Source organism: Cognatishimia sp., from assembly GCF_049116455.1.
Lineage (GTDB): Bacteria > Pseudomonadota > Alphaproteobacteria > Rhodobacterales > Rhodobacteraceae > Cognatishimia.
Map to the genome: position 1 here is coordinate 775941 of NZ_JAGDYW010000003.1, position 19731 is coordinate 795671.

General features: G+C 54.0%; 19 protein-coding genes. 9 read left to right on the forward strand and 10 right to left on the reverse strand.

Annotation, left to right across the window (positions count from 1 at the left end; genetic code table 11):
- Window positions 1–2 precede the first annotated feature (2 nt).
- Together JXQ85_RS08825 and JXQ85_RS08830 are read right to left on the reverse strand one after the other, a co-directional pair.
- On the reverse strand, window positions 3–638 hold the full coding sequence (locus tag JXQ85_RS08825; RefSeq protein ID WP_421748529.1) for an aminotransferase class IV family protein: 636 nt from the start codon (window positions 636–638) through the stop codon (window positions 3–5).
- The gene (locus JXQ85_RS08830) at window positions 593–1714 is read right to left on the reverse strand and encodes an aminodeoxychorismate synthase component I (protein WP_421748530.1); all 1122 of its coding nucleotides are present in this window, start codon (window positions 1712–1714) and stop codon (window positions 593–595) included. Before JXQ85_RS08830 ends, JXQ85_RS08825 begins: the two co-directional genes overlap by 46 nt.
- 241 nt (window positions 1715–1955) lie before the next feature.
- On the opposite strand from JXQ85_RS08830, the gene carB reads away from it, so the two are divergent.
- Window positions 1956–5300: a carbamoyl-phosphate synthase large subunit gene (gene carB, locus JXQ85_RS08835; RefSeq protein WP_421748531.1), complete on the forward strand. Its 3345-nt coding sequence runs from the start codon at window positions 1956–1958 to the stop codon at window positions 5298–5300.
- A gap of 6 nt (window positions 5301–5306) precedes the next feature.
- Here carB and JXQ85_RS08840 read toward each other — a convergent pair whose 3' ends face one another.
- From JXQ85_RS08840 to JXQ85_RS08860, 5 genes are all read right to left on the reverse strand, one after another.
- Entirely contained in the window at window positions 5307–5939 is a 633-nt protein-coding gene (locus JXQ85_RS08840) for a hypothetical protein (protein ID WP_421748532.1), read from the reverse strand.
- A gap of 51 nt (window positions 5940–5990) precedes the next feature.
- Window positions 5991–6827 carry a DMT family transporter gene (locus JXQ85_RS08845; protein ID WP_421748533.1) on the reverse strand — a complete coding sequence of 279 codons (837 nt, stop codon included), beginning with the start codon at window positions 6825–6827 and terminating at the stop codon, window positions 5991–5993.
- A 127-nt stretch (window positions 6828–6954) separates the two neighbouring features.
- On the reverse strand, window positions 6955–8592 hold the full coding sequence (gene groL / locus JXQ85_RS08850; RefSeq protein ID WP_421748534.1) for a chaperonin GroEL: 1638 nt from the start codon (window positions 8590–8592) through the stop codon (window positions 6955–6957).
- Between the two features lie 51 nt (window positions 8593–8643).
- Window positions 8644–8931 (reverse strand): co-chaperone GroES, encoded by a 288-nt coding sequence (locus JXQ85_RS08855; protein ID WP_421748535.1) that lies wholly within the window; start codon window positions 8929–8931, stop codon window positions 8644–8646.
- A gap of 141 nt (window positions 8932–9072) precedes the next feature.
- Complete coding sequence (locus tag JXQ85_RS08860) at window positions 9073–9852, reverse strand: helix-turn-helix domain-containing protein (protein ID WP_421748536.1); 780 nt, start codon at window positions 9850–9852, stop codon at window positions 9073–9075.
- A 110-nt stretch (window positions 9853–9962) separates the two neighbouring features.
- Between JXQ85_RS08860 and JXQ85_RS08865 the strand changes: the two genes are divergently transcribed.
- Window positions 9963–10793, forward strand: coding sequence for a hypothetical protein (locus JXQ85_RS08865; protein WP_421748537.1), 831 nt, complete (start codon window positions 9963–9965; stop codon window positions 10791–10793).
- On the opposite strand, the gene JXQ85_RS08870 is transcribed toward JXQ85_RS08865, so the two are convergent.
- From JXQ85_RS08870 to JXQ85_RS08880, 3 genes are all read right to left on the reverse strand, one after another.
- Window positions 10790–11434, reverse strand: a complete 645-nt coding sequence (locus JXQ85_RS08870; RefSeq protein ID WP_421748538.1) for a DUF2161 domain-containing phosphodiesterase — start codon at window positions 11432–11434, stop codon at window positions 10790–10792. The two genes, JXQ85_RS08865 and JXQ85_RS08870, sit on opposite strands and share 4 nt — an antisense overlap.
- Window positions 11435–11500: 66 nt before the next feature.
- Complete coding sequence (locus tag JXQ85_RS08875; protein WP_421748539.1) at window positions 11501–11677, reverse strand: hypothetical protein; 177 nt, start codon at window positions 11675–11677, stop codon at window positions 11501–11503.
- A 207-nt stretch (window positions 11678–11884) separates the two neighbouring features.
- Entirely contained in the window at window positions 11885–12802 is a 918-nt protein-coding gene (locus JXQ85_RS08880; RefSeq protein ID WP_421748540.1) for a hydrogen peroxide-inducible genes activator, read from the reverse strand.
- Window positions 12803–12905: 103 nt separating this feature from the next.
- Between JXQ85_RS08880 and katG the strand changes: the two genes are divergently transcribed.
- The 7 genes from katG to JXQ85_RS08915 all read left to right on the forward strand — a co-directional run bounded on the left by katG (window position 12906) and on the right by JXQ85_RS08915 (window position 19726).
- Window positions 12906–15083: a catalase/peroxidase HPI gene (gene katG / locus JXQ85_RS08885; RefSeq protein ID WP_421748541.1), complete on the forward strand. Its 2178-nt coding sequence runs from the start codon at window positions 12906–12908 to the stop codon at window positions 15081–15083.
- Window positions 15084–15235: 152 nt separating this feature from the next.
- Entirely contained in the window at window positions 15236–16156 is a 921-nt protein-coding gene (locus JXQ85_RS08890; RefSeq protein WP_421748542.1) for a manganese-dependent inorganic pyrophosphatase, read from the forward strand.
- 95 nt (window positions 16157–16251) lie between these two features.
- Entirely contained in the window at window positions 16252–16788 is a 537-nt protein-coding gene (locus JXQ85_RS08895) for a GNAT family N-acetyltransferase (RefSeq protein ID WP_421748543.1), read from the forward strand.
- Between the two features lie 64 nt (window positions 16789–16852).
- On the forward strand, window positions 16853–17728 hold the full coding sequence (locus JXQ85_RS08900; RefSeq protein WP_421748544.1) for a TIGR01459 family HAD-type hydrolase: 876 nt from the start codon (window positions 16853–16855) through the stop codon (window positions 17726–17728).
- A gap of 101 nt (window positions 17729–17829) precedes the next feature.
- The gene (locus JXQ85_RS08905; protein WP_421748545.1) at window positions 17830–18273 is read left to right on the forward strand and encodes a MaoC family dehydratase; all 444 of its coding nucleotides are present in this window, start codon (window positions 17830–17832) and stop codon (window positions 18271–18273) included.
- A gap of 53 nt (window positions 18274–18326) precedes the next feature.
- Complete coding sequence (locus JXQ85_RS08910) at window positions 18327–19256, forward strand: bifunctional riboflavin kinase/FAD synthetase (protein WP_421748546.1); 930 nt, start codon at window positions 18327–18329, stop codon at window positions 19254–19256.
- Window positions 19253–19726, forward strand: coding sequence for a YcgN family cysteine cluster protein (locus JXQ85_RS08915; RefSeq protein ID WP_421748547.1), 474 nt, complete (start codon window positions 19253–19255; stop codon window positions 19724–19726). Before JXQ85_RS08910 ends, JXQ85_RS08915 begins: the two co-directional genes overlap by 4 nt.
- The last annotated feature ends 5 nt before the right edge of the window (window positions 19727–19731 follow it).

Consider the following 19731-nt stretch of genomic DNA (forward strand, 5'->3'; position numbering starts at 1 on the left):
CTTCAGACCAGATCAGCTTTGATTAAACCGCGTAAAGAATTGCCCATGTGAATGGCTTTTGCCGCGCGCATCATATCACGCGTAACGATGCCCTCTTTGACCTGCCCCAACGTCAACAACTCTTCCCGCAATATACCTGGAAGAAGGCCACAGGATGTGGGCGGCGTGATTTGGGCACCATTTGCCAAAGTTACAAAGATATTAGTGATAGTACCTTCGCAGACCTCGTTCTGTTCATTGAGAAAAACCCATTCATCTACTCCATCAGGCAGGTTTGCCCGTGCGTTGTCATAAAGCGCGCGGCGCGTGGTTTTATGCTGCAACCATGGATCCGCTGATGAAAGACGTTGATCTGATATCGCCACAGTCCATCTTGCCGGGGTTGCGGCCATATCTGCCCAAGTAAACTCAAATCCCTTAGCACCCAGCGTTAACCGACAGCGCAGCGGCTGTGACCCTTGCGCGCTCAGGCACCCGTGGGCCGCCGCTGCATCGAATTCAAATCCCATGTAGCGAGCGGATCTAGCCATACGTGCGAAGTGCCGATCTAGATGTCGGTATCCAGCCTCCGGCGTCCAGCCAAAGGTTTCAATCAGTCGCGTTCCTGCTGGAACGCTGCCGCGTAGCGTGCTTTCCAAAGCGCTTCCTCATATTCTGACGGGCCAGTGCTGTCCCATACGACACCACCACCGACATTCAACGTCGCCTTGCCATCTTCCACCATAAGGGTGCGGATCGCCACGTTGAAATCACTGCGCCCATCAGGCGCCGCCCAACCAATGGTGCCGCAATAGATATCGCGGGATTCTGGTTCGAGATCATTCAAAATCTCCATCGCGCGCAATTTTGGTGCGCCAGTGATCGACCCGCAGGGAAAGAGCGCCTGAAACACCTCTCCCAAACTCACGCCCTTACGCAGTTGCGCGCGCACGAGGGAAACCATCTGATGCACAGTCGCGTAGCTTTCGACCTTGAAGAGTTCGGGCACATGTACCGACCCGAGTTCTGCGACGCGGCTAATGTCATTGCGCAGAAGGTCAACGATCATCAGGTTCTCGGCCCTGTTTTTTTCATCGGCCTGAAGGAAAGCCACACGTTCGGCATCTTCAACCGGGTCGTCAGACCGGGGCTGCGTGCCTTTCATAGGGCGCGTTTCGATCATACCTGCACTTGAGGTGCGAAAAAATAACTCCGGGGAGCGGCTCAGAAGGTCAGGCAATTCGTCCTGCAATACCATAACGCCCTGCCCCACCGGTTGCCGCGTGGAAAGCGCGGCATACAGCGCTTCGGAGCTGCCTTCATATTCTGCATCCATCGGGAAAGTCAGATTGGCCTGATAGATATCCCCGGCCCCGATGTAAGCATTCACCTGATCATAGGCCTGCTGATAGCGTGCCTCATTCCATCGCGGTTTTGGATCATTCAGTTTGACCGAACCATGCACAAGCGCTTTCAATCCTGGCGCGCCGTAAACGCCAAAACACAAAAGCGGCAAACGGCGCTCGGCGGGCATCCGGTCTGCCAGCTTTTCTTCCAGCGCATAGCCCAATTCATAGGTCGCGTAGCCCGCCAGCCATTTTCCCGCCGCGCGGGCCGCATCCAATTTCGCAAAAGCTGCTGGTACATCTTCAGGGCTTTTTGCCACAATCAGATCTTCAGGCGCATCAAACCATGTGCCAGCCCCCAAAGGCCCCTGATCAAACCGAATCTGCAAACGTCTGCCCTCTTTCGTAATGTGATTGATATACCGTTGATGCTGATCCTGCACAGCCCGGAAAGCGACAGGTTTTCCCCTATGCCTTGCAATATGCTAAATGAAGCCACGCGTTGTTTGTGTCACCAGCCAACTTGAAGGCGGATTTATCCGAATCCCCCTTGCACCTTGGCCCTCGATTTGTATAACCCACGACAATTTGCGCACACGGTGGTGCTGCCCACCAAACCCGAGGTCTGCCATGCCAAAAAGAACCGACATCTCCTCCATCATGATTATCGGCGCTGGTCCTATTGTGATCGGCCAAGCTTGCGAGTTTGACTACTCCGGCGCACAGGCGTGTAAAGCGCTGCGCGAAGAAGGCTACCGCGTCATTCTGGTGAACTCCAACCCAGCGACAATCATGACCGACCCTGAACTGGCGGACGCGACCTATATCGAACCGATCACGCCTGAAGTGGTCGCGAAGATCATCGAAAAGGAACGCCCAGATGCGCTGCTGCCCACCATGGGTGGTCAGACCGGTCTGAACACATCTTTGGCGCTCGAAGAAATGGGTGTGCTGGATAAGTTCAACGTCGAAATGATCGGCGCGAAACGCGATGCGATTGAAATGGCAGAAGATCGCAAATTGTTCCGCGAAGCGATGGATCGTCTGGGCATTGAAAACCCACGTGCCTCCATTGTGACTGCACCGAAGAAAGAAAACGGCGAAGACGATCTGGATGAAGGCATTCGTCTGGCGCTGGAAGAGCTGGAAGACATCGGTCTGCCAGCCATCATCCGCCCGGCCTTCACCATGGGCGGCACCGGTGGCGGTGTGGCTTACAACCGCGAAGACTACATCCACTTCTGCCGCACCGGCATGGATGCGTCCCCGGTGAACCAGATCCTCGTCGATGAAAGCCTGCTAGGCTGGAAAGAATTCGAAATGGAAGTGGTCCGCGACAAAGCGGATAACGCCATTATCGTTTGTGCGATCGAAAACATCGACCCGATGGGCGTGCACACTGGTGACTCAATCACCGTGGCCCCTGCTCTGACGCTGACCGACAAAGAATACCAGATCATGCGGAACCATTCGGTGAATGTTCTGCGCGAAATCGGTGTGGAAACCGGCGGTTCCAACGTGCAATGGGCTGTGAACCCAGCCGATGGTCGTATGGTGGTGATCGAGATGAACCCACGGGTGTCTCGTTCTTCCGCACTGGCATCCAAAGCGACCGGTTTCCCGATCGCTAAAATCGCTGCGAAATTGGCGGTTGGCTACACATTGGATGAGCTCGACAACGACATCACCAAAGTGACCCCGGCGTCGTTTGAGCCAACCATCGACTATGTCGTGACTAAGATCCCGAAATTCGCTTTCGAGAAATTCCCAGGTTCCGAGCCTTACCTGACAACTGCGATGAAATCCGTGGGCGAAGCCATGTCCATCGGCCGTACCATCCATGAATCCATGCAAAAAGCGCTGTGCTCCATGGAATCTGGTCTGACCGGCTTTGATGAGATCGAAATCGAAGGTGCGCCAGAAAAGCCTGCCATTGTGCGTGCGCTTTCTAAGCAAACGCCAGACCGTCTGCGCGTGATCGCACAAGCGATGCGTCACGGCCTGACAAACGAAGAAATCCAGAACGTGACCATGTTTGACCCATGGTTCCTGGACCGCATCCGCGAAATCATCGATGCGGAAGAAGACGTGCGCAAGAACGGTCTTCCTGTCGAAGAAAAAGCCCTGCGTCATTTGAAGATGCTCGGCTTCTCCGATGCGCGCCTGGCCATTCTGACAGGCCGCGACGAAGCAAATGTGCGTCGTGCACGCCACAATCTTGGTGTCACCGCCGTCTTCAAACGCATCGACACATGTGCTGCGGAATTCGAAGCACAAACCCCTTACATGTACTCCACCTACGAAAAGCCAGTCTTTGACGAAGTGGAATGTGAAGCACGCCCATCTGACCGCAAAAAAGTGGTCATCCTGGGTGGCGGTCCAAACCGGATCGGCCAGGGGATCGAGTTTGACTATTGCTGCTGCCACGCGTGCTACGCGCTGACAGACGCTGGTTACGAAACGATCATGATCAATTGTAACCCAGAAACCGTGTCCACTGACTATGATACCTCGGATCGTTTGTATTTCGAACCGCTAACTTTCGAACACGTGATGGAAATCCTGCGCGTAGAACAGGAAAATGGCACGCTTCATGGTGTGATTGTTCAGTTCGGTGGTCAAACTCCACTGAAATTGGCGAACGATCTGGAAGCTGCTGGTATTCCGATCCTTGGCACCACCCCAGACGCGATTGATCTTGCAGAAGACCGCGAACGTTTCCAAGCCTTGGTCAACGAGTTGGGTCTGAAGCAACCGAACAACGGCATCGCGTCCACTGATGCAGAAGCCTTGGAAATCGCTGAGAAAATCGGCTTCCCACTGGTTATTCGCCCATCCTACGTTCTGGGTGGCCGCGCGATGGAAATCGTGCGCGATATGCCTCAGCTCGAACGCTATATCTCTGAAGCTGTTGTGGTTTCTGGCGACAGCCCGGTACTGCTCGACAGCTACCTAGATGGCGCAACCGAGCTTGATGTGGATGCGCTATGTGACGGTGAAAACGTCCACATCGCAGGCATCATGCAGCACATCGAAGAAGCTGGCGTTCACTCTGGGGACTCTGCGTGTTCTTTGCCGCCATACAGCATGGCACCGGAGCTGATCGAAGAGATCAAGCGCCAAACTGTTGCCCTTGCTAAAGCCCTGCACGTCAAAGGCTTGATGAACATCCAGTTCGCGACACGACAGGGCGAAGTCTACCTGATCGAGGTAAACCCACGCGCATCACGGACCGTGCCATTTGTTGCGAAAGCCACAGACAGTGCGATTGCATCGATTGCAGCACGTTTGATGGCAGGTGAGCCTTTGTCAAACTTCCCGCTGCGCGCGCCGTATCAGGAAGGCGCGGATATCAGCCAGCCTCAGCCAATTGCGGATCAGATGACCTTGGCCGATCCAAACATGCCATGGTTCTCGGTCAAAGAAGCTGTGATGCCATTCAACCGCTTCCCAGGCGTTGATACCATCTTGGGCCCGGAAATGCGCTCTACCGGTGAGGTCATGGGCTGGGATCGTGACTTTGCGACAGCTTTCCTGAAAGCTCAGCTAGGCGCAGGCATGTCATTGCCAAACGAAGGCAAAGTTTTTGTATCAATCAAAGATGCAGACAAAACCGAGCTGATGTTGGAAGCAGCCAAACTGTTGACTGGCCTTGGTTTCGCAATCGTTGCGACGTCTGGCACAGCCACATGGCTGGCGGATCAGGGCGTTGCTTGTGATCGAGTGAATAAAGTTTACGAAGGTCGCCCGAACATCGTGGACCTGTTGAAAAACGGCGAGATTGCATTGGTAATGAACACCACCGAAGGCGCGCAAGCCGTAGAAGACAGCCGCGACATCCGCGCGGTCGCGTTGAACGACAAGATCCCCTATTTCACCACAGCTGCAGGATCTCATTCTGCTGCTTTGGCGATCCAAGCACAGATCACTGGCGACATCGAAGTGCGTAGCCTTCAGGGTCTGACAGCTGCTTAATCGCCGCTACGGATGATATCCGAAGACCAAAAACAAAATGGGCACCGGCGCGACAGCAAGCGCCGATGCCACACAAAACCAAATTGGTGAATAAAGCCGGCTCATCCCCGCGAACAGTGCAATGCCGCCGCCGCCGCCCAACACTGCATTTCCTGGCACATTGAATAAGATCGCAATGGCCAGGTATCTGTTTTTCAAAAGAAATGGCAGAATACGTCCCGGAGCATTCTGGGTCAGAAAAGCCCTACGGCCAGCGCCTGTCATCGTCTCAGCCTGACGTACCATAACCGCGGCGCGATTCAGTTTCAGAGCAACAAACAGCTCTCGAAGTGTGGCCTTTGGCAGAAGATGCCCCGCCGCGAAAGCCAGCCAGAGCGCGGCCACCATACAAAGGTAAACCAAGATCACGATACGGGCACCGAAAACCATCATCAGAGCAAAACCGATCTCTGCTCCTGGCACAAAAGGGATCGCAGAGATCACTAAATAGATGCCCGCCACAGTCAATGTCATCGCTCCAAAAGGCGCACTGGTTTCGCCGGGGACATCAAGCCACATGGGCAGGTAATGCCCAATCAGAAAGCCCCCGCCTAACAGCAACGCATAAGCCGCGACTGCCCATATCCAGCGCCATGACATATCTCATCATAGCGAAGGGCGGCTCACTTCAGGGGAATATCTTTGTGACGGCTATTTGCGCCAAATCGCCAACGTGACACCACCGAGGACCAGTACCGTTGCCACTAGCAGCTGCAGCGTTACGGCCTCAGACAGCAACACCGCGCCGCCAATTGTCGCGATCACTGGAACGCTCAGCTGCGCTACAGCGGCCCGTGTGGCGCCAAGGTCAGGCACAACCGAATACCAAAGCGCATAGCCAAGTCCGGACGTCACCGCACCTGATAGAACTGCCAAGGCCACGCCTTGCGCCGAATAGGCATTTAAATCCGCCGGCAAAAGGAACAGCAACACCAGCCCAATCGGTGCCGCAAGAATGAAATTCAGCGCCGTCGCTTTGACCGGATCAGCGGTGGAGCGTCCAACCAATGAATAGACGCCCCAGCCCAAACCAGCGATCAACATTGCACCCATGGCCATCAGAGGGGTTTCGGCGTCCGGTTGTGGCCAAAGCATCCAGCAAAGACCTAGGAAAGCCAGCCCCGTGCCGAACCAACGTTTCGCGGGGATCACATCTTTTTCGATGACAGCCGCCATAAACATCGTGATTTGCACCATGCCGAAAAGCAAAAGCGCGCCGACGCCGGATGGCAAAACTATATAGGCAACTGAAAAGCCAAAGATATAGACCAGTAAAGACAGCACGCCGGCAGGACGCAGATCGGCCTTAAGCTCAAAGGCCTTCTTCTGCCAAAGCAATATTCCCGCAAGGATTACGGCCCCTGCAAGCAGACGCAGAACGGCAAATAAAACCGCATCCATGCCGCCGTCGACAATCGCCATTCTATTCAAAACAGAATTCGCCGCAAAGGCCACCATGGTCAGTGCTGTGAGAAGAAATACCCGCAAAGCCTCTGCTTTCACTTTTTTAAAAAATATTCTCGTCGAAAGCTTCCGCCTTCACACCTATGCATTAGCCATAAAAAAGGGCCGCACCAACCGGTACGGCCCTCAATTCACACAAATGTGCGGCTGATTACATCATGCCGCCCATGCCGCCCATGTCTGGCATTGCAGGTGCGCCTGCGCCGCCTTCAGATGGCTTGTCAGCAACCATAGCTTCGGTTGTGATCAGCAGACCCGCGATGGATGCTGCGTCTTCCAGAGCTGTACGTGTAACTTTCGCTGGGTCAATCACACCGAATGCGAACATGTCACCATATTCTTCAGTCTGTGCGTTGAAACCAAACGCTGTGTCGTCGCTTTCACGAACTTTTCCAGCAACAACCGCACCGTCAACGCCGGAGTTCTCAGCGATCTGACGCAGAGGTGCTTCGATTGCGCGTGCAACGATTTTGATACCTGCGTTCTGGTCAGCGTTAGCGCCTTCCAGGCCTGCCAGTGCTTTACCGGCTTGTACCAGAGCAACACCACCACCAACGATAACACCTTCTTGAACCGCTGCGCGGGTCGCGTTCAGTGCATCGTCAACGCGGTCTTTGCGTTCTTTCACTTCAACTTCAGTCATGCCGCCAACGCGGATCACAGCAACACCGCCTGCCAGTTTGGCAACGCGCTCTTGCAGCTTCTCACGGTCGTAGTCAGACGTTGTTTCTTCGATTTGTGTGCGGATCTGGCCAACACGTGCTTCGATTTCACCTTTGTTACCAGCGCCGTCCACAACAGTGGTTTCGTCCTTGGTGATGGTGACTTTCTTCGCAGTGCCCAGCATGTCCATAGTTACGGACTCAAGCTTCATGCCGATGTCTTCGGAAATCACTTGGCCGCCAGTCAGGATCGCGATGTCTTGCAGCATTGCTTTACGACGGTCGCCGAAACCAGGTGCTTTAACCGCTGCGATTTTCAGACCGCCACGCAGTTTGTTCACAACCAGAGTTGCCAGCGCTTCGCCTTCAACATCTTCAGCGATGATCAGCAGAGGCTTCTGAGACTGGATCACTTGCTCAAGCAGTGGAACCATTGGCTGCAGGGAAGACAGTTTCTTCTCGTGCAGCAAGATCATGCAGTCTTCGAGGTCCGCAACCATCTTGTCTGGGTTGGTGACAAAGTAAGGAGACAGGAAGCCACGGTCGAATTGCATGCCTTCAACAACATCGGTTTCTGTTTCCAGACCTTTGTTTTCTTCAACAGTGATAACGCCTTCGTTGCCAACCTTTTGCATCGCATCTGCGATTTGATTGCCGATTTCAGCTTCGCCGTTTGCAGAGATTGTGCCAACTTGTGCCACTTCTGCAGAGTCAGCAACTTCACGTGCCGCGCTCTTCAGGCCTTCAACAACTTTTGATGTCGCAAGGTCGATGCCGCGCTTCAGGTCCATTGGGTTCAGGCCAGCAGCAACTTGCTTCAGACCTTCTTTGACGATGGCTTGTGCCAGAACAGTCGCGGTTGTTGTACCGTCGCCTGCTTCGTCGTTGGTCCGGGAAGCAACTTCCTTAACCATCTGTGCGCCCATATTTTCGAACTTGTCTTCCAGTTCGATTTCCTTCGCAACAGACACACCATCTTTGGTGATGCGTGGCGCGCCGAAGGATTTATCCAGCACAACGTTACGGCCTTTTGGGCCCAGAGTAACTTTTACGGCGTCTGCCAGTACGTTCACGCCGCGAAGCATCGCGTTACGTGCATCGGTATCAAATTTGACTTCTTTTGCCATCTTGATAGCTCCTAAATTCTAATCGTTGGTTTGATGTTCAGGGTCGGCGACTTAGGACAGGATGCCCATGATGTCGGACTCTTTCATGATCAGCATCTCTTCACCGTCGATGGTGATTTCGGTGCCGGACCACTTACCGAACAGAACCTTGTCGCCAGAAGATACAGCTGGAGCAATCAGCTCGCCGCTGTCTTTACGGGCGCCTTCGCCTACAGAAACAACTTCGCCTTCAGAAGGCTTTTCTTTTGCGGATTCTGGAATGATCAAGCCGCCTGCTGTTTTCTCTTCGCTTTCAGTGCGACGAACCAACACGCGGTCATGCAATGGTGTAAATGCCATGTTTAGGTTTCCCTACCTTAGTTTCTCCCTCACTCCGAGCGGAGCGATTAGCACTCCCAGTCGGCGAGTGCTAACAGCGAAATAGCTAGGCATGTCTTAAGATAGAGTCAACACATCCGAAAAAATAAAAGGATCGTCGAATTAAACTGCTTTTGCGACGATTGCAGGTCGTTTCACAGATTGGATTTCAAGCAGATCGGGATAGCTTAAAACTCCCATGGCAGCGGTCCATTTAAACGAAACAAGCTCTTTATCAGAGGCAATCATTTGGTCCTGCCGGGCAAGATTGGCGATGTGGGATTGGAACTCCCCCATTTCTTTAACGACTTGCCGCACCGTATCAGGCAACATCCGCCGCCCCATAGTCGTAAATGCCAGATCCTCATCATTTGCCTTATCGATTGTATCCAAAACAAATTGCTGGCTGATCCGTTTGACGTGCGGATGAAGCGGCCCGAATGGGCGGAATTTAATCGGCTGGGGCACCTTCAGGCGGATTTGCCCTTCCGGCATCAACTCTGCGAGGCCCATCATTTCCAGCGAGCGGCCATAGTGATCAATATCAAGCGGTGTCAGCCCATAGATCTTTGCAATTTCTGGCGCTGGGAAATCTTCGCGCAATAGAATGAAAAAATGAAACAGCGATGCGTCTGCTGCCAGCACCGCCTCAGTTTCGCGTGGCAAATAAGCTGCAGCGGCTTGCGTGCGCCTTGCACGTTGCAGCACCTCTTCAGGGGGCAGCTCCAGCAGGTCACAGAGCTCAAACAGCCGGGACATCTTGCAATCGCGCTGCGCAAACATGCGTTTAACAGAAACCTCTGACAGGCCCAGCGCCTCACCGACCATGGCATAGGTCATGCCCCGCGCCCGTAATGTGCGTTTCAGAATCTCAAATGCATCCGCAAGCAATCTGTTTTCCATACCAACACCTGCTATTTCGTATCACTAATTGATACCTAATTCGCTCAATATTGCAATATGGATCAAAAATACCTCCTTTCGAGTAAGAACAACACGAAAGGACATCCCCAATGAAACACTTCGCTATTGCATTCGCCCTGATGGCTTCCACTGCCAACGCATGGGAGATCACCGGGTTTGAACATCCTGAATCCATCGCCGCCGACGCTTCCAGCGAGCAGCTTTATGTATCCAACATTGTTGGTCATCCAGCTGAAGCAGATGGTGCTGGCTACATCAGCTTGGTTTCCCTTGATGGCAACATCATTGACCAGAAGTGGTCTACCGGCATGGATGCCCCAAAGGGAATGGCGCTCTTTGGCGACAGCCTACTGGTTTCTGATCTCACTAAATTCCATGTCGTCGATCGAACCACTGGAGAAATCTCTAAGACTTTTGCCCCAGAAGGCGCGGCCTTTTTGAACGACATTACAGCCTCCGGTGATCGGGCCTTTATCTCTGATATGTTTACCGGCGTGATCTACAGCTTTGATGGCAGCGAAGTATCAACGTTCTACTCTGCAGCAGACCTGCCCCACCCAAACGGACTTTGGACCGACGGCGTGACTTTGGTGATCGGCCATTGGGGACCGGGGATGCAGCAAGATTTTTCATCCGAAAAACCGGGCGATTTGCTCGCTGTGAACATTGCAACAAAAGAAGCCACTACGATTGTCGCAGAGCTGGGCAATCTTGATGGCGTCGCCAAAACAGCAGAAGGTTTCATCGTGAACGATTGGATGAACGGAAAAGTCTTCTCTGTCGTTGATGGTCAGGCCACTGAGGTTCTGCAAATGCCGCAAAGCACAGCGGATATCACAGTTTTAGGCGATACGATCTACATGCCGCATATGTTTGAGAACCGCATTAGCACGGCAAACCTTAAAACCATGTCCAATTAAGATTGGTTTCTGGCGAGTCCCTCGGGGCTCGCCGCATAGACACCACGTTCCACCTTGTTGAACCAGCCATAATGGTTGTCACGCATAATTGCGGTGGCGGATGGCGCGCCTGCGCCTTTGGCCACATCCGCTCCCCGACTTGCACCATTCTCAATCACAAAGGCCAGACACCGTTCCGCTTCCTGCTGATAGCCGGTCACGATTTTGCCGTTTGTCCCGCCAAGGTTCGGGTCGCCCACCCGACGGCTGAACTCTTTCAGCAAAGCCCCTTTGCGGGGTTTTGATTTCCGTGGACGAAACTCAGAAGGGTCGGCATGTACATGGATCGTATGATCCGCCAGATTGACCGAAATCACGCCAACACCAAGCCGTTTACAAAGGCCCACATTGGCTTTGAACGATCTCCAGGCCGATTTTCCCTTCCAACGAGGTACGGCAACGTAGACCCAGTCAGACAAGCGTTGTCGCGCAACAGCTTGCTGCAGAAGCGTCAGAGAAAACCCAGTCTTCAGCTCGACGATGACAGGGTCTTCATCCGCGCGACAGGCCACGACATCCGCCGCGCCGACCTCTGCTTTGACGTCAAACCCCTGCCCCTCAAGCCAGGCCTTCACCGGACCATATAACTCGGTTTCTTTCATGCCCGCACCTTGCCCTAAAGCCCTGCCCGGCATCAAGCTTGGAAGCGCTTGCCGGGCAGGATCAGATTAGCGACCGCCTGTACGCCCAGGGAAGAGTTTGGGACGTCCGCCAGCCGAAAGCTGCGACTTAGCACCTTTCAAATGTTGTTTCGGTGCTGATTGAACAGGTGATTTCAACGCTGGCTTCTTAGATACAAGAAGACCGGCGCTGCGCTTGCGCGCAGGTTTTTTGGATTTGGGCATAATGACCCCCTGAATGAAATGGTAATTTTCTGCGTAAAAGCAGAGGCTATGCGCCCGCAGGCGTTAGCTGGTCTTGTCCATTGTCAGGGTGCTCCTCTGAAAAGGTAGGGCGTAGATACGCCAAAGTCGATGACGGCTTACTGGGCTTTGTCCATTGTCAGGGTCTCCTTTTCAGATGCCTCACCCTAGTCAGCGGATATCCAGACGTCAAACGCCTTCCTCAAAGCGCCAACGCCGGGTTTCACCGATCTCTTTCAGAATTTCTGCGAGGCCTTTGAGTTGTTGCTCCAAAGGGTTCGTCTTTCGCCAGATCATGCCGATGGTGCGTTTTGGTGTGGCGTCCGTAAACTGGGCCAACGACACGGAGGTACCCCGCCGCTCCAAAGGCACTGCCATTTCAGGGATCAGCGTCAAACCAAGGCCCGCGTCAACCATCTGAACAAGCGTCGCGAGAGATGATCCCTCCATCAGAAGGCTCGGATCAGATTTCTTGATGTTGCAGAAAGAAAGCGCCTGATCGCGAAAGCAATGCCCCTCTTCCAGCAGCAATAATTTCATTTCTTGCAATTTCTTCGGGCTGGGCACCGGTTTGTTCGCGTCCTGAGCTGCGCGGACCAGAATGAACTCCTCATCAAAAAGCGGAAATTCCTGAAAGGCGGGTTCCGAGACCGGCAAGGCTGCCACAATAAAATCCAACCGAGAGTGCCGCAGGTCTTCCAACAAAGTCTGCGTCACAGCTTCCCTGGGGCGAAGCTCTAAATCGGGAAGCTCGTCAGACAAGCCTCGAATAAAGGCCGGCAGTAAATACGGCGCGATCGTGGGAATAACCCCCATGCGCAGCGTGCCTTTGATCGACCCTTCTGACAATCGCGCGAGATCACCCATGGCCTCCACCTCAGTCAACACTTTGCGCGCCCTTACGAGGAACTCCTCGCCCAAGGTGGTCAGCCTGATCTGGCGCGCAGTGCGTTCCACAAGCGGCGCTTCCATCATGGCCTCTAACTCTTTTATCTGAACCGAAAGCGCAGGTTGGGAAATCGAGCAGGCTTCGGCCGCGCGACCAAAATGCCCATGCCGCGCAAGCGCATCAAAATAGCGGAAATGTTTGAGGGTGAAGTTAATCATAACCCCAAGTTATCAGAGGCAAAGGTTTTTTCAATTGGAGATTATCAAATTCACCGCTTAGGCTGATTCCAGAACCAGCCATCATTTAGTCAGGAGTGTCATTATGGACGGAAACAATTCATCAGGTCTCGGTGGATGCCCAGTCAATCACGGCGGCAATACCGCGATGGATAAGCCGGTCACCAAGTGGTGGCCCAATGCGCTGAACCTAGACATCTTGCACCAGCATGGCGCACGCACGAACCCGATGGATGCCGACTATAACCATCGCGAAGCCGTAAAGGACCTCGACTATGACGGTGTGAAAGCCGACGTGAAAGCGCTTTTGAGCGATGGCCAGGATTGGTGGCCTGCGGACTGGGGGTTTTATGGCGGTCTTATGGTGCGACTCGCATGGCATTCTGCTGGCTCCTACCGGATGCAAGATGGCCGTGGCGGTGCGGGTTCTGGCAACATCCGCTTTGCGCCGCTGAATTCTTGGCCAGATAACGCCAGCCTCGACAAAGCCCGCCGCCTGCTTTGGCCTGTGAAAAAGAAATACGGCAATGCGCTGTCTTGGGCTGACCTGATCATCCTCGCAGGCAATATGGCTTACGAAGCGGCGGGTCTAAAAACCTTCGGCTTTGGATTTGGCCGTGAAGATATTTGGGGACCGGAAACCGATGTTTATTGGGGGTCAGAGAAGGAATGGCTCGCGCCTTCGGAAAATCGCTACGACGATCTCGATGATGCCTCCACGCTCGAAAACCCGCTCTCTGCCGTACACATGGGGCTGATCTATGTGAACCCAGAAGGTGTGAACGGCAAACCTGATCCGGCCCGCACGGCACTGCATGTGCGCGAGACATTCTCTCGGATGGCGATGAATGATGACGAAACCGCGGCGCTCACCTGTGGTGGCCACACCATCGGCAAGGCACATGGCGCGATTGCGGGCGATAATATCGGTGTAGAACCAGAAGCCGCTGGTATCGAAAATCAAGGCTTTGGTTGGGATAACCCGAACCACGGTGGCACGGCGTCTAAGTCGTTCACCTCTGGCATTGAAGGCGCTTGGACCAAAGAACCCACCAAATTTGACATGGGTTACTTTGATTATCTCTTTAATTGGGAATGGGAGTTGCAAAAGTCACCTGCCGGCGCATGGCAGTGGGAGCCGGTGAATATGCCGGACAGCGAAAAACCAACCAATGCTGGCGATAGCTCAAAACCTCAGAACCCGATCATGACCGACGCGGATATGGCGATGAAGGTCGACCCGATCTACAACGAGATTTGCCAGCGCTTCATGGCGGACCCGGAGTATTTCAAAGACACCTTTGCCCGCGCATGGTTCAAACTGACCCACCGTGATATGGGGCCGCGTGCGAACTACTATGGGCCGGATGTGCCCGCAGAAGATCTTATCTGGCAGGATCCAATTCCGGCTGGCAACACAGGCTATGATGTTGCCGCGCTTAAGGCGAAGATCGCAAACAGCGGACTCAGCTCTGCCGAATTGATCGCGACCGCATGGGACAGCGCCCGGACCTTCCGTGGCTCTGACAAACGCGGCGGCGCAAATGGCGCTCGCATTCGCTTGGCGCCACAGAAAGACTGGGCAGGCAATGAACCGACCCGTCTGGCCAAGGTTCTGGGCGTACTCGAGCCACTCGCTGCAGAGGCCGGAGCTTCTGTTGCCGACACCATTGTTCTTGCGGGCAATGTTGGTCTGGAGATGGCGATAAAAGCAGCCGGTCATTCCGTGGATGTACCCTTCACACCCGGTCGCGGCGACGCAGACGACAGCCAAACCGATGCGGACAGTTTCAGCGTGCTGGAACCGCTCGCAGATGGTTTCCGCAACTGGCAGAAGGAAACCTATGCGGTCTCCGCTGAGGAAATGCTCTTGGACCGTGCCCAGCTGATGGGGCTGACCGCGGCGGAAATGACTGTGCTTCTGGGCGGCATGCGCGGCCTTGGCACCAACCATGGTGGCAGCAAACACGGCGTGTTCACCGACAATGAAGGTGCGCTGACGTCAGACTTCTTCGTAAATCTGACCGACATGGCCTATAGCTGGCACCCTTTGGAAGACGGCACCTATGAGCTGCGAGACCGTGCAAGCGGTGCAGTCAAATGGACTGCGACAAGCGCCGATCTTGTCTTTGGCTCCAACTCTATCCTGCGCGCCTATGCCGAGGTCTATGCGCAGGACGACAACCGAGAGAAATTCGTGAAAGACTTTGTGGCCGCATGGACCAAAGTCATGAATGCAGATCGCTTTGATCTGCTAGCGTAATTGAGACCAAAATCCTCGATCTGGCCTGGTGTTACGCACCGGGCCTTTTCTTTTTTAATCCCTGCGAATTCCTGTCACGTGACAACCAGATTCTCTGCCCGTATAAGGCCCTCAAATTTGCATTCCCAACGCGGAAAGATCGAGGATAGATCATGACGACTCTGGTATTTGGCCATAAATCCCCCGACACAGACTCCACCGGTTCCCCAATCATCTGGGCGTGGTATTTGAACGAAATCAAAGGCGAAAAAGCCGAAGCTGTTCTGCTGGGCGAACCAAACACCGAAGCGGCGTTTGTTGTAGAAAAATGGGGTTGCCCAAAGCCACGCATCGTGACGGAATTTGATGCAGGTCAGGCGGCCGTCATCGTTGACACCAACAACCCTGCCGAGCTGCCAGCAAACGTAAACGATCTGGACGTTCAAGCGATCATCGACCACCACAAACTGGTGGGCGGTCTGGAAACAAAAGGCCCAATCGACATCACAATCCGTCCTTTGGCGTGCACCGCAACCATCATGTATGACCTGATGGGTGATGATGCTGCGAAAATGCCGGACTGGGTCAAAGGCCTGACACTATCCTGCATCCTGTCCGACACGTTGGAATTCCGCTCCCCAACCACAACTGAGCACGACAAAGCGCTGGCTGAAAAACTGGCGGCCGAGCTGAACATCGATCTGGGTGCATATGCCTCTGAGATGTTCGAAGCGAAGTCCGACATCTCTGCTTTCTCTGATGCCGAGCTGATCCGCATGGACTCCAAAGAATATGAAGTCGACGGCACCAAGTTCCGCGTTTCTGTTCTGGAAACCACAGCGCCAAAGCTGGTTCTGGATCGCAAAGACAGCTTGATGGCCTCTTTTAAAACGGTCGAAGCAGAAGACGGCGTTGATCAGGTTCTGCTGTTTGTCGTGGACATCCTGAACGAAGAAGCGACGCTATTTGTACCAAACGATCTGGTGAAAACCGTTGCCGCGAAGTCTTTTGATGCGGATGCCTCCAGTGACCTTCTGGTTCTGCCAGGCATCATGAGCCGCAAAAAGCAGATCATTCCAAACCTGAAGGTTTGATTATCCGCTTAAACCAAGTCAGAAAGGCGCTCAATCGAGCGCCTTTTTTTATGGTGAATTGCAATAGACTGTGACCGCATTGGAAAGATAAAACCATGTCCTTTATCGCAGCCCCTACGCTGACCACAGAACGCCTGCGCCTGCGCGCCTTTCGCACAGATGACTTTGAAGATCACGCTGCCCTTTGGGCGGATCCGATCGTGGTTCAACACATCAGCGGAACACCTGCGTCACTTAGCGACTCTTGGTTAAGCTTGATGCGCGGCATGGGAGCATGGCCCATGTTGGGTTACGGCTATTGGGTTGTCGAAGACCTCCACGATCAAACCTTCTACGGTGAAGTTGGCATTGCAGATTACTTTCGCGATATGCAGCCATCCATTCGTGGCATCCCTGAAGCAGGATGGGTTCTTACCCCAAAGGCACATGGCAAAGGCATCGCCACAGAAGCCATGCGCGCCGTTTTGTCTTGGGCTGATGAACATTTGGACATGCCAAAAACCGTCTGTATTTTGGACGAGGACTTTATGGCGTCTAAAAACGTAGCTCTGAAACTGGGTTTCAAAGACGCTTTGAATACTGAATTTCGGGGTCGCCCGACACTCTTGATGGAACGCGTCAAAGCATCCTGATAAGAAACTCCCAAGCAACGGGCCAATCACCATTTATCGGTACGCCCTCCTCAGGACGAATAGCATGACCCAGATCATCACCCATCTTTCCGAAGTCTCTGAAAAATACGACGCGCTGTTCGTTGATCTTTGGGGCTGCATGCACAATGGCGTCAAAGCCTTCCCAAGTGCCGTGAAAGCCATGCAAGATTATCGCGCTCAAGGCGGCACCGTGGTTCTGGTGACCAACTCTCCAAAACCACGCGCGGGTGTTGCTGAGCAGCTCGGACAATTTGGCGTTCCAGCTGACGCCTATGACACCATCGCAACTTCCGGCGATTCCGCGCGCTCTGCGATGTTCCGTGGTGTGGTGGGCGAAAAGGTGTACTTCATGGGGGAATGGCAGCGCGACGAAGGCTTCTTTGAGCCGCTGAGCCTGCTTGAAAACCCAGTCGAAATCCAACGCGTACCGCTGGCCGAAGCAGAAGGCATCGTCTGCTGCGGTCCCTTTAACACAATGGCCGATCCGGATGTGAACCGCGCTGATTTCTTGTATGCCAAGACCAAAGGCATGAAACTGCTCTGCGCCAATCCCGATATTGTCGTCGACCGCGGCGAAGTGCGCGAATGGTGCGCGGGCGCGCTTGCAAAACTCTATACAGAGATGGGCGGAGAGAGCCTCTACTTTGGCAAACCACACCCACCGATCTACGATCTGGCGCGACGCCGCTTGGCAGAACTGGGCAAAGACGTGCCAGACAGCCGGATTTTGGCCATCGGCGACGGTGTTCTCACCGACATAAAAGGAGCCATGGGAGAGGATATTGATTCCCTCTTTATTTCCGGCGGCCTCGCAGCCGCAGAAACAAAAACGTCGCACCAGCCTGACCCAGATCTTCTAAACACCTATCTAGAAACAGAAAAATCAAATCCGACCTACACAATTGGTCACCTACGCTGACATAAATAAAGCTTGATTTTCTGCATCTGCAAAGTAATAAAGTTGCCCAACAGGGCGACTTACCGCCCTTTTCTTTCGAGCCCGATTGGGCGGAGGGTGGTATGTTGGATAATTTGCCTCGCGGAACGATCTGCATTGAAGACATCGAAATGGGCATGGTGCGCTATGTTCAGAAGGTGGTCACCGATGAAGATATCGAGAAGTTTTCTGAGGTCTCAACAGACCGCAACCCAGTGCATTTGGATGACGATTACGCCAACGATACGATCTTTGAAGGTCGTATCGCCCACGGCATGCTGACCGCAGGCCTTGTCTCAGCCGTTATCGGCGAGCAACTGCCAGGTCACGGCACCATTTACATGAGTCAGTCCTTGAAGTTCCTCGCACCAGTGCGCCCCGGTGATTTGGTGCGCGCTGAGGTCGAAGTGATGGATATTCAAATCGACAAGCGTCGCGTGAAATTGGATTGCCGTTGCATGGTCGACGGTAAAAAGGTCTTGATCGGCGAAGCCATGGTGATGGCACCGTCGCGCAAGTTCGACTAATCTTGCGTCCAAACAGGCTTGCATGCGACTGGCGGCAGAGTTAACCCTGCCCCATGCGCATCATTCGTGACTACCAATTTATGACCCCTGAAAACCGTGGCGCGAGCGTCGCCATCGGCAACTTTGACGGCGTGCACATCGGCCATCAATCGGTCATCGAACTGGCACGTCAGGCTGCGCCAGACGCGCCTTTGGGGGTCATGACCTTTGAGCCTCATCCGCGTGAATACTTCGCCCCAGATGCTCCGCCGTTTCGCTTGACTGGCTCTGACGCACGCGCGCACCGGTTGGAGAAGCTCGGGATTGAGCGGCTATATGAGCTGCCCTTCAACACAGCATTGGCTGGCCTAGAGCCGCGCGCATTTGCCGAGCAGGTTATCGTAGGCCTGGGCTTGAAGCACGTGGTGGTAGGTGCTGACTTTTGTTTCGGCAAAGGCCGCGCCGGAACCGCTGAAGATCTGCAAATGTTTGGGAAAGAACTGGGATTTGGTGTCACCATTGCACCGCTTGTAACCGGCGGTGACGGTCAGGTTTCGTCCACCAATATCCGTAATGCCTTGAGTGATGGCCGTCCGCGCGACGCGGCCGCCATGCTGGGGCACTGGCACCGCATCGACGGGCCCGTGATTGGCGGCGAACAACGTGGACGCGAGCTGGGCTTTCCAACAGCGAATATGTCAATCGAGGGCCTGCATCCGCCGAAATTCGGCGTCTATGCTGTGCTGGTTGACGTCTTAAGTGGCCCCCATAAAGGCACCTATCATGGCGCCGCGAGCATGGGCACACGCCCGATGTTTGGCGAGAACCGGCCAAATATAGAGACATACCTCTTTGATTTCTCAGGTGATCTCTATGGCACCCCCCTATCTGTTGGTCTGGTCGAATATCTTCGTCCGGAAGAAAAATTCGACGGTCTAGACGCCTTGATTGCGCAGATGGATGAAGACTGCGCAAAGGCACGTAAGATCTTGGCTGCGCTATGAGCAAAGACCCGATTGAACGCCAGGGGTTAAAGCCCCGCTTCTGGGAAAAGAAGCCGTTGAACAAGCTGACCCAAAAAGAATGGGAAGCGCTGTGTGATGGCTGCGGCAAATGCTGCCTCAATAAATTGGAAGACGAAGGCAGCGGCCATGTCGCGCTGACTCGCGTTGCCTGCCGGTTGCTGGACGACAGTGACTGCCGTTGCGCCCAATATGACATCCGCCACCAATTCATCCCAGAATGCATCGTGCTGACGCCGGACAATCTGGACACCCACGCCTATTGGATGCCCAAGACCTGTGCCTATCGCCTTTTATGGGAAAAAAAGCCTCTATACGATTGGCACCCGCTGATTTCAGGCACCCCAGAGAGCGTGCATGACGCCGGCGTCTCGGTGAAAGATATGACGGTATCTGAGTTCGAAATCCCCATTGAAGAATGGGAAGATTACATCATCGAAGAACCAAGCTGAACAAG